Annotated in this window: 12 protein-coding genes; 5 read left to right on the top strand and 7 right to left on the bottom strand. The window is 66.7% G+C overall.

Translation table 11 applies throughout. The features are described from left to right. Positions 1 to 303: 303 nt before the first annotated feature. From ACWF5H_RS15970 to ACWF5H_RS15955, 4 genes are all read right to left on the bottom strand, one after another. Positions 304 to 573 carry a GlsB/YeaQ/YmgE family stress response membrane protein gene (locus ACWF5H_RS15970; protein ID WP_364651286.1) on the bottom strand — a complete coding sequence of 90 codons (270 nt, stop codon included), beginning with the start codon at positions 571 to 573 and terminating at the stop codon, positions 304 to 306. 179 nt (positions 574 to 752) lie between these two features. After that, a complete protein-coding gene (locus ACWF5H_RS15965; RefSeq protein ID WP_452038055.1) occupies positions 753 to 2,531 on the bottom strand; it encodes an acetyl/propionyl/methylcrotonyl-CoA carboxylase subunit alpha in 1,779 nt (592 codons plus the stop codon). A 122-nt stretch (positions 2,532 to 2,653) separates the two neighbouring features. Next, on the bottom strand, positions 2,654 to 3,310 hold the full coding sequence (locus tag ACWF5H_RS15960; protein WP_452038054.1) for a Maf family protein: 657 nt from the start codon (positions 3,308 to 3,310) through the stop codon (positions 2,654 to 2,656). A 253-nt stretch (positions 3,311 to 3,563) separates the two neighbouring features. After that, positions 3,564 to 5,291, bottom strand: a complete 1,728-nt coding sequence (locus tag ACWF5H_RS15955) for a DUF885 domain-containing protein (protein WP_452038052.1) — start codon at positions 5,289 to 5,291, stop codon at positions 3,564 to 3,566. A gap of 170 nt (positions 5,292 to 5,461) precedes the next feature. On the opposite strand from ACWF5H_RS15955, the gene ACWF5H_RS15950 reads away from it, so the two are divergent. Both ACWF5H_RS15950 and ACWF5H_RS15945 read left to right on the top strand, forming a co-directional pair. Beyond that, positions 5,462 to 6,718, top strand: coding sequence for a serpin family protein (locus tag ACWF5H_RS15950; protein WP_452038051.1), 1,257 nt, complete (start codon positions 5,462 to 5,464; stop codon positions 6,716 to 6,718). A gap of 23 nt (positions 6,719 to 6,741) precedes the next feature. Beyond that, positions 6,742 to 7,125, top strand: coding sequence for a VOC family protein (locus ACWF5H_RS15945; protein WP_452038050.1), 384 nt, complete (start codon positions 6,742 to 6,744; stop codon positions 7,123 to 7,125). Between the two features lies 1 nt (position 7,126). On the opposite strand, the gene ACWF5H_RS15940 is transcribed toward ACWF5H_RS15945, so the two are convergent. Next, positions 7,127 to 7,396 (bottom strand): acyl-CoA carboxylase epsilon subunit, encoded by a 270-nt coding sequence (locus ACWF5H_RS15940; RefSeq protein WP_452038049.1) that lies wholly within the window; start codon positions 7,394 to 7,396, stop codon positions 7,127 to 7,129. After that, entirely contained in the window at positions 7,393 to 8,988 is a 1,596-nt protein-coding gene (locus ACWF5H_RS15935) for an acyl-CoA carboxylase subunit beta (protein WP_452038048.1), read from the bottom strand. The genes ACWF5H_RS15940 and ACWF5H_RS15935 overlap by 4 nt, the downstream gene beginning before the upstream one ends. 355 nt (positions 8,989 to 9,343) lie before the next feature. Between ACWF5H_RS15935 and ACWF5H_RS15930 the strand changes: the two genes are divergently transcribed. The 3 genes from ACWF5H_RS15930 (at position 9,344) to ACWF5H_RS15920 (ending at position 12,166) form a co-directional block, all read left to right on the top strand. Further along, positions 9,344 to 10,231 (top strand): biotin--[acetyl-CoA-carboxylase] ligase, encoded by an 888-nt coding sequence (locus ACWF5H_RS15930; RefSeq protein WP_364650994.1) that lies wholly within the window; start codon positions 9,344 to 9,346, stop codon positions 10,229 to 10,231. A gap of 75 nt (positions 10,232 to 10,306) precedes the next feature. Then, on the top strand, positions 10,307 to 10,828 hold the full coding sequence (locus tag ACWF5H_RS15925; RefSeq protein ID WP_452038046.1) for a PH domain-containing protein: 522 nt from the start codon (positions 10,307 to 10,309) through the stop codon (positions 10,826 to 10,828). Positions 10,829 to 11,083: 255 nt separating this feature from the next. Continuing rightward, complete coding sequence (locus ACWF5H_RS15920) at positions 11,084 to 12,166, top strand: adenylate/guanylate cyclase domain-containing protein (protein WP_364651280.1); 1,083 nt, start codon at positions 11,084 to 11,086, stop codon at positions 12,164 to 12,166. Here the strand turns inward: ACWF5H_RS15920 and ACWF5H_RS15915 are convergent. After that, the gene (locus ACWF5H_RS15915) at positions 12,163 to 13,812 is read right to left on the bottom strand and encodes a DUF222 domain-containing protein (protein ID WP_452038044.1); all 1,650 of its coding nucleotides are present in this window, start codon (positions 13,810 to 13,812) and stop codon (positions 12,163 to 12,165) included. The two genes, ACWF5H_RS15920 and ACWF5H_RS15915, sit on opposite strands and share 4 nt — an antisense overlap. Positions 13,813 to 14,359: the final 547 nt, after the last annotated feature.

Genomic DNA, 14,359 nt, shown 5'->3' with positions numbered 1-14,359 from the left:
GACACACGGGAGGGCCCGCGGCTGATTGCCGCGGGCCCTCCTTGCGTAGCGGATGATGACATCCTCTAGGGCCCCCTCCCAGGGGGGTCGGCTCTTGGGCGTCGGCCCCTGAATGGTCCGGCTCTTGGGCGCCGGATCCGCAAGGCTATGGCCGTTTCCGCCGGAATCGTTCTTGGGCCGGCGGGCCACTGGTGTAGAGGTTGTCATGGTTACCCTTGGGAAAACCTGCACGTGCAAAGGCCCGCCGCCCCGTGGGGGACGGCGGGCCAGATGCCGCTGAAGGAGCAGATCAAGCGGCCAGAATCAGACGGTGCTGCTCCTCCTGTTCGTGATGAAGCCCCAGATCACCAGCACGACCAGGGATCCAATGATGGCCCAGATCCACGATGCGAGGCTGAAGAATTCATTCATATCGACACTCGCGACCATACCGCCGATCCATCCGCCCAGAAGAGCGCCGATGACGCCCAGAATCAGGGTGGCAATCCAGCCGCCTCCCTGCCGTCCGGGAAGGATCAGCTTGGCGATGGCGCCGGCAATCAATCCAAGCAAGAGGAATGCTAGAAAACCCATGATGTGCATCTCCTTTACGTAGGTGATACTTCATTTTTCCCGGCCAGGCCGGGTTCTGCTCCTTGGTAAACATCACGGTACAGCATAGACAGCCTGCTTATAAGTTCCCGCGCCCACTAGGCACTAAAACGTGACAGAACTACAACGGCTGGTACAGTCAGGCCGGGCAAAAAGCGCCTCTAGTCAGCGATGGTGGCCAGCACCGCACCGGCGGAAACAGTGTCTCCAGGCTTGGCGGACAGCCCCGAGATCGTCCCTGCCTTGTGGGCCGTGAGCGGCTGTTCCATCTTCATTGCCTCGAGCACGACGACGAGATCGCCTTCAGCGACCGTGTCGCCCTCGGCTACGGCAACTTTCACAATCGTGCCTTGCATGGGCGACGCCAAACCGTCACCGCTTGCCGCGGCGCCGGCGGCCGCGCCGGAACGGCCGCGGGCGCGCTTAGGCTTGCCGTTGGACTTGGCGGCCGACCCTGTGCCCGAGCCGAGGCCCGCCGGCAGCACCACTTCCAGCCGCTTGCCGCCGACCTCCACGGTCACGCGCTGGCGCTCACCGTCCTCGTCGGCCGCGGCGGCCGGAGCGGACTGGAAAGCGGGAATGTCATTCTGGAACTCGGTTTCGATCCAGCGGGTGTGAATGCTGAACGCCCCGTCCTCTGGGGCAAACGCCGGGTCAGCCACCACGGCACGGTGGAACGGCAGCACGGTAGGCATGCCGCCGATTTCCATCTCGTCCAGCGCCCGCCGGGCCCGCTCCAGTGCCTGGGCGCGCGTGCTTCCGGTGATGACCAGCTTGGCCAGCATGGAGTCAAAGTTACCGCCGACAACTTCGCCTGCTTCAATGCCTGAGTCCACCCGGACGCCGGGGCCCGTGGGAAGGCGCAGCGTCTCCACCACGCCCGGGGCTGGCATGAAGTTGCGGCCGGCGTCCTCGCCGTTGATGCGGAATTCGAACGAGTGGCCGCGCACTTCGGGGTCGTCGTAGCCAAGCTCTTCGCCGCGGGCCAGTCGGAACTGTTCGCGGACCAGGTCTATGCCGGTGACTTCCTCCGAGACCGGGTGCTCAACCTGCAGCCGGGTGTTGACCTCCAGGAAGGAGATGGTGCCGTCCTGGCCGACCAGGAATTCACACGTGCCCGCGCCTTGGTACTTGGCTTCGCGCAAGATCGCCTTGGACGCAGCGTAGAGTCGTTCGTTTTGCTCAGGGGACAGGAAGGGCGCAGGGGCTTCTTCCACGAGTTTCTGGTTGCGCCGCTGCAGCGAGCAGTCGCGGGTGGACACCACCACCACGTTGCCGTGCGCATCGGCCAGACACTGGGTTTCCACGTGGCGCGGAGCGTCCAGGAAGCGTTCCACGAAGCATTCGCCGCGGCCAAACGCCGCGGTGGCTTCGCGGACCGCCGATTCGTATGATTCGGCGATGGCCTGGCGGTCCCGGACCACCTTGATGCCCCGGCCGCCGCCGCCGTAAGCGGCCTTGATGGCCAGCGGCAGGCCATGCGTATCGGCGAAGTCGAGCACTTCCTGAACGCTAGACACCGGATCGGGCGTGCCTGGTACTAGGGGAGCGCCGACCCGTTCGGCGATGTGCCGTGCTTGGACTTTGTCGCCCAGCTGGGAGATGGCGTCGGGGGAGGGGCCGATCCAAGTCAGGCCGGCGTCGAGGACCCGCTGCGCGAACTCGGCGTTCTCCGACAGGAAGCCGTAGCCGGGGTGGACCGCGTCCGCGCCGGCGGCCTGGGCCACCTGCAGGAGCTTGTCCATCACCAGATAGGATTCGGCGGCGGTGTCCCCGCCGAGTGCGAAGGCTTCGTCCGCCAGCCGGACATGCAGGGCATCCCGGTCCGGGTCGGCGTAGACAGCGACCGAGGCAATGCCTTCGTCGCGTGCGGCGCGGACTATGCGGACGGCAATTTCACCACGGTTGGCGATCAGTACCTTGGTGATGCGCTGGGTCATTCAAAGCTCCTTCTATCCTTGAGGAGCCTAGCCTGCTTTTGCGGGAATCGCTCATGAATAATGCCGTTTGTGCGTGTGCGCGGCCTGTTCTTTGTAGGAGTCCTACAAAACCACCGGGTGGATCAATTCCAGAGGTCGGTGATCTGCACGTTGGCGTTGGCCAGCAGCCGGCGCAGGGTGGAGACGGACAGCCCGACGACGGCATGCGGGTCGCCGTCGACCCGCTCGATGAAGGCCCCGCCCAGCGAATCGATGGTGAAGGAGCCGGCAACGTGCAGGGGTTCGCCGGTGGCCACGTAGGCGTCGATCTCAGCGTCGGAGAGCTGGGCGAAATGCACCGCGGCGGAGGCGACCGCGCCCACCGTGGCACCCGATCCGGCGTCGTCATTTTCAGGGTCTTCGGCATCAAAGGCGGTGGCTCGGCAGTCCACCAGCCAGTGGCCGGTGTGCAGCACGCCGTGCCGGCCGCTCATTCTGCGCAGGCGTTCGCGAGCGATCTCCGGCTCGTGGGGCTTGCCGTACGGCTCGCCGTCGAGTTCGAACACCGAGTCGCAGCCGAGCACCAGCGCGCCGTCGGTCCCAGGAAGGGCGGCCACCGCTTCGGCCTTGGCCCGGGCCAGCAGCAGCGCGGTGTCATGCGGGTCCGTGACCCCGTAGCTGGCCGTGACGGCGTCCTCGTCCACCTCCGAGACCAGGACCTGGTGCGTGATCCCTGCCTCGGTCAGAAGCTTGGTGCGGGCGGGGGATGCGGAGGCGAGGATCAGGCGAAGGTCGGTCACCCGACCAAGCCTATCTGCTGCCGGGAAAGCCAACCTTGCTTAGCATGTTTCCGCCCCGTGACCTGAGCGTAAAGAACCGCCGCGGTTGGCCGCAGGACCGGTTGCCTGACCGTACGATTTCTGGCGGGAGCTTTCTCCCGCCGGAGAGTACGCCCACCCGGGGCGGAAGGGACCCGGCACAGGTAAGGGCCGGTGCACCGTTGGGGGATGCATCGGCCCTCCTGTTTGTCCGGGTCTGCCCGGCTGGGGCGAATCAGGCGGCCGGAACCGGATCCTCGCCCAGCAGCGCGCGCCGCAGGGTGTCCAGCCCGACGGAGCCGATGTTCAGCGCCTGGCTGTGGAAAGCCTTGATGTCGAACGCGGCGCCCTCACGGCGCCGCCGCTCGTCGCGGATTTCCTCCCAGAGCTTCTGGCCCAGCTTGTAGGACGGCGCTTGGCCCGGCCAGCCAAGGTAGCGGGTGAACTCAAAGTCCAACTGGCCCTTGCTGATCGCAATGTTGCGGCGCAGGAACTCGTAGCCCTTCTCTGGAGTCCAGGTTCCTGATCCCCAGCGTTCCGGGACTTCCAGCTCCAGGTGGACTCCGATGTCGAACACCACGCGGGCCGCCCGCATCCGCTGCGCATCGAGCATGCCCATCCGGTCGCCCGGGTCGGCCAAGTAGCCCAGCTCGTCCATGAGGCGTTCGGCGTACAGGGCCCAGCCTTCGCCGTGGCCCGAGACCCAGCAGATGTTCCGCCGCCAGTTGTTCAACAGCTCGCGGCGGTAGGTCGCCGTCGCAATCTGGAGGTGGTGGCCCGGAACGCCCTCATGGTAGACCGTGGTGGTTTCTTTCCAGGTGGTGAAGCTCTCCTCGCCTTCCGGCACGGACCACCACATGCGGCCGGGCCGGGCGAAGTCGTCGCTGGGGCCGGTGTAGTAGATGCCGCCTTCGTGGGTCGGGGCGATCATGCACTCCAGCCGGCGCATCGGCTCGTAGATGTCGAAGTGCCCGGACAGCTCGTCCACGGCCTTGTCGGACAGGTCCTGCATCCACGCCTGCAGTTCATCGGTGCCGTGCAGTTGCCGCTCCGGGTCAGCATCCAGCAGTGCCATCGCTTCTTCGATGCTGGCACCGGGGCGGATCTGCTCGGCGACGGCTTCCTGCTCGGCGATGATCCTCTCCAGCTCCGCGACACCCCAGGCATAGGTGGCTTCCAGATCCACCGCGGAACCCAGGAACCGGCGCGACATCAGCGCGTAGCGTTCGCGGCCGACGGCGTCCTTCTCCGGTGCGGCCGGCAGCACCTCGGCTTCCAGCACACTGGCAAGCTGGCCGTAGGCAGTTGCCGCGGCCTCGGCGGCCGCGGCCAGCCTGTCCCGCAGGTCCTGGGACAGCTCGCCCTCTTCGGCTGCAGCCTGCCCGGCCAGCGACCGGAAGAAACCGTCCTCGGCCGCATACGCCCCGGTCTGCTCCATCACAATGCGCACCTGCCGCTTGGCAGCGACCAGCCCGCGGTCCTTGGCCTCGCGGAGGGAAGACACGTAGCCGGCGATTGCGTCGGGGACGTTGGCCATCCGGCCGGCAATGTTGTTCCAGTCCTCGACGGTGCTCGTGGGCATCAGGTCGAAGATGGCGCGGATGTCCTGGGGTGGCGAAGCGATGTTGTTCAGGTCAGCCAGATCCCAGCCGGTCTCGTGGATCTCCAGCTCGAGGCCCAGCCGCTCATGCATCGCGTCCAGTGTGACCCGGTCCACGTCGTCGGTGGGTTCCAGATCCTCCAGCCGCCGCAGGGCTTCCCGGGTGACCTCGGCGAAGGCCTCCGCACCGGCCGGCGAGAAGTCGGGATACTCGGTCTCGTGCCCGGGGATGCCGAGCGAGGTTGCCAACGATGGATCCAACTCCAGCAGTGCGGCCGTGTAGGCGTCCGCTACGGCGTCGATGGCGGACGGAATACGCCCGGGCTCCGGGGTCTTGGTCAGTTCAGATGTCTGCTCAGTCACACCGAGAGCCTACCGGCAACCAGTTGCCTTGGGCCACGTAACGCTCCGGCTGTGGCCTTTTGGCGCCGCGAACCCCTCCCTGCCGGCAGTTGTCATCGGATCGTAGCCGGCCGCATCTGGTCCCCATCCTCGCCAGCGCCTAGGTTGGGGTCAACGGTGAGGAGAACATAGTGCGAAGAAGGACGACGGCGGCGCTGGCCGCATTGGGGCTGGCTCCGGTCGTGATGCTCGGCGGCTGCGCGGCGCCGCCCGACCTGCTGAGAGCGGACGGTGTGGCCAGGGCCGACGCGGCGGCGGGCCAGTTCCCGGCCGAAATCGACGCCTTGCGGCAATCTGCCTTCACGCTTGGGGCAGCCATGCTCTCGGCGGCGCCTGAGAAGAATCAGGTCACCGGCCCGGTGAGTCTGCTCTACGCCGTGGCCATGCTCCGTGCCGGCGCCGGCAGCACCACCGCGGTGGAACTGGACCGGGTCCTGGGCCTTCCGGAGCAAAACCTGGACGCTGCCTTGAACGCCTTGCTGGCCCAGTGGGAGGAATTCGACGGCGACCCGGGCTCGGTGGACGAGGACGAGCCGCCCGTCAGGCCGCTGATGCATCTGGCGAACGGCGTCTTCGTGGACGCAGGGACGCCGACCGGTGAGGGCTACCTGCAGATCCTGGCGGAGCATTATGGCTCCGGCGTCTACCCGCTGGACTATTCGGATCCGTCGACCAAGGAGGCCATGGATGCCTGGGTGGACCACCACACCGGCGGCCGGATCACCGAGGCACCCGGCGGCTATCATCCAGACAACACGCTAACCCTTTTGAACGCAGTGTACTTCGCGGCTGCCTGGGAGCAGCCGTTCGACCCATCGGCTACGGAGGATGCGGATTTCACCACCGCATCGGGGGAAAGGGTTTCCGTACCCATGATGGGAAACCTGGTCCAGGCGCCTTACGTACGAGGGAAGGGCTGGCAAGGCGTGGACTTGCCGTATGGGGACGGGTTCGCGATGCGGCTCATCCTGCCCGACGGCGGTGCGCCCGTCATGGACAAGGCCGGGCTGATGGACGTGGCAACAGCAATGGACAGCGCCGACGACGCCATGGTCGTTCTTGGGCTGCCCCGCTGGAACCACACGCACCAGCAGGACCTACTGCCGGTCCTGCTACGGCTCGGACTCGGCGAGACCCTTGGCCCGGCGCCGGACCTGGCGGCCATCCAGCAGGAAGCATCGGTAACCAGCGCGGCCCAGCAGGCCAACATCACCGTAGGGGAAAAAGGAACGATCGCCGCGGCCGTGACCCAGTTGGATGTGATGGCCGGTTCGCTGCCGCCGGAGCCTGACGTCGAGCTTTCGTTCGACCGGCCCTTCCTCTACCAGATCGTCCACCTGCCCACGGGTTTCCCGCTCTTCCTCGGCACGGTGATGGATCCGCGCTGAACAGACAAACGACGGGGGACACCATGGCCGTGACGGAAGTGATTCCGTATCTGCACTACGAGGGTGCCGACGCTGCCCTCGAATGGATGGAGCAGGTGCTCGGTTTCGGTCCGGCCACGCGCTGGCGCAACGCCGACGGGATCACCGAGGAAGCCGAAATTGTGGCAGGAGGCTGCCGGATCGCGGTCTGCGGGCGCGCCGCAGACCCGGGCAACGGCGGCGGACTGTTGCTCATCGTGCACGTGGACGACGTCGATGCCCAGTACCGGCGCGTGCAGGCCGCGGTGGACGTGGACGTGGAACCACCGGCCGACCAGCCCTACGGGCCGCGGACCTTCACGGTCACCGATCCATGGGGCTATCAGTGGAACTTCTGGCAGGGCGAAGCCGCCCCGCCGCCGGAATGACCTAGCGGAAGGTATGCCGCCAGGCTCCTGGGCCGTGCGAGACGAACGGCCGCAGCAGGGGTCGGCGGGGCCGCCGGGACCGGCGCGACGGAGTGCCGGCCTGCCCGGAGGATTGGAGGGCGGCAACGACGGCCGTCAGCGCCGCGAGTTCCTCCGGCGTCGGATTGCCCTTGGCCACCGTCAGCAGGGGCCGCTGTCGGACTGCAGCGTCCCCGTGCTCGAATCCATCGGATGCTTCTGCCGTGTCCACGGCTTCTGACCAGTTGCTCAAAGCGGAATATTCCCGTGCTTCTTGTGCGGCATGGTGGCCCGCTTGTCGCGCAGTGCGCGCAAGCCGCGGACCACTTGGAGTCGGGTTTCCGACGGTGCGATCACGGCGTCGAGATAACCGAGTTCGGCGGCTTGGTAGGGGTTGAGCAGCTCTTCTTCGTACTGCGAAATGATCTCCTGCCGGCGGGCCTCGACGTCGCCGCCGTCCGAGGCCACGGCCGCAAGATCGCGGCGGTAGAGGATGTTGACGGCGCCCTGGGCACCCATCACGCCGATCTGCGCCGTGGGCCAGGCGAGGTTCAAGTCGGCGCCGAGCTTCTTGGAACCCATCACGATGTAGGCCCCGCCGTAGGCTTTGCGGGTAATGACGGTTAGCTTCGGCACGGTGGCCTCGGCGTAGGCGTAGAGCAGCTTGGCACCGCGGCGGATGATGCCATTGAACTCCTGGTCCTTGCCGGGCAAGAAACCGGGCACGTCCACCAGGGTGAGGATGGGGACGTTGAAGGCGTCGCAGTGGCGGACGAACCGTGCCGCCTTTTCCGAGGCGTTGATGTCCAACGTGCCGGCGAACTGCATGGGCTGGTTGGCCACGATGCCAACGGTGTGCCCTTCCACGCGGCCGTAGCCGATGATCACGTTCGGCGCGTACAGGGACTGCATCTCCAGGAAGTTACCGTCGTCGACGACGTGCTCGATCACGGTCCGCATATCGTAGGGCTGGTTGGCCGAATCCGGAATCAGCTCATCCAGGCTCAGATCGTCATCGGTGATCTCGAGTTCTTCATCGAATTCAAGTGGGGGAGCCTCGGCCAAGTTGTTCGCGGGAAGGAACTCAAGCAGTTCGCGGACAAACTCGATGGCGTCCGACTCATCGGCGGCCAGATAGGCGGAGGTGCCGGTTGTGGCATTGTGCTGGCGCGCTCCGCCCAGCGTCTCCATGTCCACTTCTTCGCCGGTGACGGTCTTAATCACGTCAGGTCCGGTGATGAACATGTGGCTGGTCTTGTCCACCATCACCACAAAGTCCGTCAGGGCGGGGGAGTAGGCGGCGCCGCCCGCGCACGGACCCATGATCAGCGAGATCTGGGGCACGACGCCGGACGCGGCCACGTTGTTGCGGAAGATATCCGCGAACATCGCCAGGGACGCCACGCCTTCCTGGATGCGGGCGCCGCCGCCGTCGTTGATGCCGATCACGGGGCAACCGTTGCGCAGGGCGAATTCCTGCACCTTGACGATCTTCTCGCCGTTGACCTGGGAGAGCGAACCGCCGTAGACGGAGAAGTCCTGGCTGTATACCCCCACCATTCGTCCGTCCACGGTGCCGTAACCAGAGACGACGCCGTCGCCCAGCGGCTTCTTTTTCTCCATTCCGAAGGCCGTGGACCGGTGCGTCGCCAAGGCGTCGAACTCCACGAAGGATCCTTCGTCCACCAGCATTTCGATCCGTTCCCGGGCGGTGTTCTTGCCGCGGGCATGTTGCTTCTCGATCGCCTCGGCGCCGGAGGGCTGCAGGGACTCTGCCTGGCGGCGGCGGAAGTCCGCAATCTTGCCTGCAGTGGTCTGCAGGTCAAGGTCTTGATCGAGGCTCATGAAATCTCCGGATTCTGCCGAGGGTGTCGGACGCTGGCGGCCTGCAGGCGGTTAAGTAGGTTTCGTACAAAACCGCGGGTCGCAGGCGCGTCGCTGAACCAAGTCTAGTGAGCAGCAGCGGGACGCCTGCTGTAGGAACCCTACAATTTCGCCGCCGCAGCTTTTGGCCACCACCTGCGTTCAACGGCGGCCACCAGCCGCTTTCTACCCTGGCCACCGGCTCCGTTCTGCCCTGGCCACCGGCTGTGGTCTACCGTGGCCACCAGCCGCGTTCCAGGTTCCCCCACCGGATGCGCGAAGGATCGCGGGCCGCCCACGACCCCCTCAACCGCCCGCGATCAGTAGGATGGAACACATGAGCCAGAGTTTTTCCGACGTCGACCGCCCGGCCCTGGACTTGGACGGTCTCAGCGACGCTCTCTGTGCACCCTTGGGTCCGTACCGGAAGCTTGAACTGGTGGAATCCACCGGCTCCACCAATACCGATCTGGCCGCCTGGGCTGTGGCGGACAAGGTGGGCTGGTCGGACCTGAGCATCCTGGCCGCCGAGGAGCAAACGGCCGGCCGTGGCCGGTTGGAACGGCAGTGGACCGCCCCAGCCCGCTCGTCGGTGATCGTGAGCATCCTGCTGCGGCCCTTCAACCGCGCCGGCAACCCTGTGCCCACCCAGAGCTATGCCTGGTTCTCGCTGCTGGCGGCCGCGGCACTGGCGGAGGCGCTGGGCGAGTATGCGCAGCTCAAGGCAGAGGTCAAATGGCCCAACGACGTGCTGGTCTCCGGACGAAAGATCGCCGGAATCTTGGCCCAGGTCGTCAACTACCCCGACGGGTCGCCCCCCGCCGTCGTTCTCGGAACCGGCCTCAACGTGACGCTCTCCCGGGATGAGCTTCCCGTGCCCACCGCCACCAGCGTGGCGATTGAAAAGGGGCGGACAACCGACCGGAACATTCTGCTGATGTCCTATGTCCGGGTGTTCGCCAAGCGCTACCGGCAATTCTGCAACGTCAACGGTGATCCGGCAGCTGAATGGAACGACGGGTCCAGCCTGCTCTCGCGGATGCGCGATGTGATGGTCACGTTGGGACAGCAGGTGCGGGCCGAGCTGCCGGACGGAAAACAGATCATCGGCGAAGCGTTCGGCCTGGACGCCTACGGCGCCGTCAAGATCCGTGATGCTGAAGGCACCGAACATGTCGTGGCGGCCGGCGACGTGGTGCACCTCCGGCCGCACGAAGGCCCCTAAGTTGATCTGGACCCCCTGCCGGATCCGGGAGCCGCGTTGCGGTTGAAACTGGATCCGGGGGAACGCGTGATTGTCATGACGCGGCCGCAGGCCCGGAAGCTGACCTGGCCGGTGGTGGCCGCGCTGCTGGTGCTTGGTTCGGGCTCCTACGTGTTGGCGAACCTCAGCCGAGCCAACCCGCCTGACTGGATCGAAGAGTGGCACCCGCTGCTGCTCGCCGGACTGGCCGTGGTGGTGGCGGCGCTGCTGTCACGGCTGTTTCTCTTGCCGCTGCTGCGCTGGGTGAGTACCCGCTATCTGCTCACCAGCAAGAGGCTCATCGTCCGCCGGGGCATGGGCCGGCGGCATGAGCGACAGCTACTGCTGGTGAACATTGCCGAGCTGCACACCGAGCAGTCGATCATCCAGCGGACGCTGCGCAGCGGTAACCTCACCATCGACATGGGGCACGGACGGACCAGCCGGATCGTTGACGTACCCGAGGTCTTCCGGTTCAGGACTTTGGTGGTGGAGACCATTGAGCAGCTGCCACGCACCGCCATGTTCGATGGTGTAGACATGGAAACAGAAACCGAGTGGAACAGCTGGGACAGCTGACAGAGGAGGATGCACAGGATGGACATCAGCAGCGCGCAGGATGAACCGCGCCGGCCACCGGTGCCGCGCGATCCCGAGCTGCCCCAACTGCTGCGCCGCGAAGTACCGCTGCCGGCCGCCGACGAGCCGGTCGAAGAGCTCGAAGAGACCCGGGCGGAGGACCCTGAACCCATCCTGGAAGCCGAGCCGGTCCCCGAAGACGTGCGGACCACCGGGGGACACCCGGCCGGCGAACCCGAGCCGCTGACGTTGTCCATGCCCCGCGTGCCGCTGCCCGCCCAGACCGCTCCCGCCGGCGGCTCCAACGGCAAGGTGGACCGGCAAGCGATCAAGGACCTTGAAGTCCGGCTGCTCGGCTCCGAACGGACCATGAAGCGCCGCGAAGTGGCCGCCGGTGCCGGGGTATCGCTGTTGTCGGCCCGAAAAATCTGGCGCGCCCTCGGCTTCGCCAACCTCGGGGACGAGGATCTGGCGTTCACCCAGGCAGACCTGGACGCGTTGACCACCATCATCGACTTGGTCCGCGAGGAGCGTCTGACCGAGGAAGCGGCCATTTCGATCACCCGCTCCATCGGACAGATGACCGACCGCATGGTGGTCTGGCAGGTCGAGGCGCTGGTGGAAGAGATGGTGCACCAGCGGGGACTCACCGATGCCCAGGCGCGCCAGCGGTTGGTTCATGAGCTGCCGAACCTGATCGACTCCTTGGAGAAGGTCCTGGTCTACTCCTACCGCCGACAGCTCAATGCCGGGGTCGCCCGACTGACCGTCCGGGCCGAAGCCGGCCTGGGAGCCGGAACCGGCGCGGACGATGATGACTCGCTGCCCCTGTTGCGGGCCGTGGGCTTCGCGGACCTGGTGTCCTACACCAGCCTGTCCCGCCAGATGAACGAAAAGACCCTCGCCCAGCTGGTACAGCGCTTTGAAAACCGTTGCGCCGAGATCATTTCGGTAGGCGGCGGCCGGCTGGTGAAGACCATTGGCGATGAAGTCCTCTACATTGCTTCGTCGCCGCAGGCCGGGGCCGAAATCTCGCTGGCCTTGGCGAAGGCGATCGGCGACGACGATCTGCTGCCCTCGGCGCGGGTGGCCATGGTGTGGGGCCGGGTTCTTTCCCGGCTCGGCGATATCTATGGCCCCACGGTCAACCTGGCTGCGCGGTTGACCACACTCGCCGAACCCGGAACCGTACTGGTCGACGCCACCACCGCATCGACACTCGCCGGCGACGAGCGGTTTGTGCTGATCCCTCAGAAGGTCCGCACCGTCCGCGGATTCGGCGAGGTCAACCCGGTCACCGTTGCACACGGCACCGGCAAGGGCCTGGTCGTCGACTAGCCTCGGCTCGTTGATCGCTTTCGCTTGCTGACGCGCTCGCGGTCCAGCTGATCCCTACGTCGGCGGACCAATACCTTTTTGGCCTTAGCTACCGCTGGCGTCGCTCCGTTTGTAAGGGTCCCGGGCCGGGGTCCAGCCGCCGCTGCCGTCGGCCCGCTTACTGTGGTGCCGGGTAGGGGTGGTGCGGTGGAGGTGTAGGTGTGCCCGGTCGGGGTGGTGGTCTCGACGGTGTGGCGGGCCCCGCCGACGGATTTGGCTGACCAGCCGTCGGCCTCTTTCGACTGGTTGCACCGTTCGCACAATCCCTGGCCGTTGGCCAGGGTGGTGGGACCGCCCTCGGACGAGGCGACGATGTGGTCGATGTGCCGGATCGGCGCGTCGCACCAGGGACCGGCGCAGGACGCGTCCCTGGCCATGACCATCCGCCGGATCCCGTTCGGGAACTTCCGGGCCTTCGAGTCCATGCCCAGCAACTGCCCGTTTCCCGGGGCGGTATAGAGCCGCCTAATCCAGACGTCGTCCACACCGCCGACCTTCAGGTTCCGCAGCCGTACTTGTTTGGCCTGCTCGCGGGCGGTCTTCCAGCCCGGCTCGGTCCCGGCCGGCGGAGCCTTCAGCCCGAAACCGCTGCCCGGCCGGCCAGTGCTCGTGCCGGGTGCACCGGGCGGACCCATGCCGCGCGGGCTGGTGTCTGGCGGGCCCGAGTCTGGCGGGCTGTCTCCGGTTCCTGGTTGGGATCCGGGTGGCGGGTCTTGGGTCAGGCGGATCAGGTCCCGGGCGTACTGGGCCGGGACGATGCCGTACCCGGTCAGCCGGGCCGGTTCGTTCTCGCCCTGCAGCAGGGCCCGGTCGGTCATCACCAGTTGGACTTCGAGGGTGGCCGGGTCGGCGGTTGTGCGGCCGGTGACGCGTTCAAACACGGTATCGGCCATCACCTGGCCCCGGGTCCGGGGGTCCCCGGCGTTGGCCTGCCGGTCCGCTTCCTGCTTGAGCGCGGCCATCACCGCGACCCCCTGCACCACCGGCAGCAGGGTCCTCACCGAGACCATCACATCGGGTTCGGGCCGGGAGGAGACATACCGGTCCGCTTCGGCCTTCGCGGCCCGCTTCACCACCGCGTGCGGGTCCAGCCGGTAGGCGGCGCGTTTGGCTTCGGCCTCCAGCCGCCGGTTCCCGAGCCCGTGCAGCCGGTCCGGGTTGCCGGCCAGTTCCTCATCCACGGCCGCCCGGTGCTCCGGGCTCAGGCAGTCGGTTTCGCTGATCAGGATCGCCGCCCGCCGCTCGTTCAGTTTCCCCGTTTCGAGGGCTTGGAGCGTGTGTGGCATCTGATGGACCAGGACTTTGGCCCGGCCCAGCAGCAACGCGCCTTGGTTCGGGGACTCCCGGCGCGCCAACCCGACCTGCTTGGCAATCCCTTCGCCCTGCCGCGCGGCGGGCACGCCTTTGGCGGCCCGCTCGGCCCGGATCCGCTGATCCAGCGCGACCATCAGTCTGGCCTGCTCCGCGGCGATCGCGTCCTTCGCGTTCTCCCTGGCCGTGATCTGGTCCACCAACTCCGCCGCCGGGGCATCCAGATCCATCGGCGGCAACGAGACCGAGGCAGCCGGGACCGCGGCGGGTCGTTCGGGTGCTGCCGGATCAACCATGAGTGCGTCTCAATCTTCAGCGCGCCCACCGGGCACGGCATCGACTATGAACGGTCGCGGAACAAGGCCCGCAGACGCCACCAGGAAAACCCCAACCCGATGGCCAACGATTGGTACTGAACTGCTACTGAAAACAGCCTATGGGCTGCTTCGGACACTTTGGGAGAGTCTCTAACGGTTGTGCCCAACTATCGCTCTGCGCCGGCTGTGGAGGACAGGACAGGAGGACGGGCGTGGGAAAAGCGGTAGGCCTGCAGGCGGGGGTCCGGGGAGGGGCGCGGGCCAGCAGGCTGGGGAGGCCGGTTGGTCGGCGACGGTCGGGAGGTGGGAGACCAGTTGGCAGACCAGGGTCGGGGAGGGGCACGGTCCGGCATGCGGGAGAGGACGACTGGTCGGGGCTGGAGGAGGTTGGGACGGACCGACGGCCGGGGAAGCTCGGGTGCACGGGAGGCCGATGCGAACCGCATGAGTGCCCAACGGGAAAGGTGTGGTGAGGTCAGAGAAGTCTCGGTGTTCACATCCAAAGTCGCTGCGGTTGAGCAGGAAA

It is taken from the genome of Arthrobacter sp. NPDC055138 (genome assembly GCF_053607305.1).
This window is presented reverse-complemented; position numbering and strand designations above follow the sequence as displayed.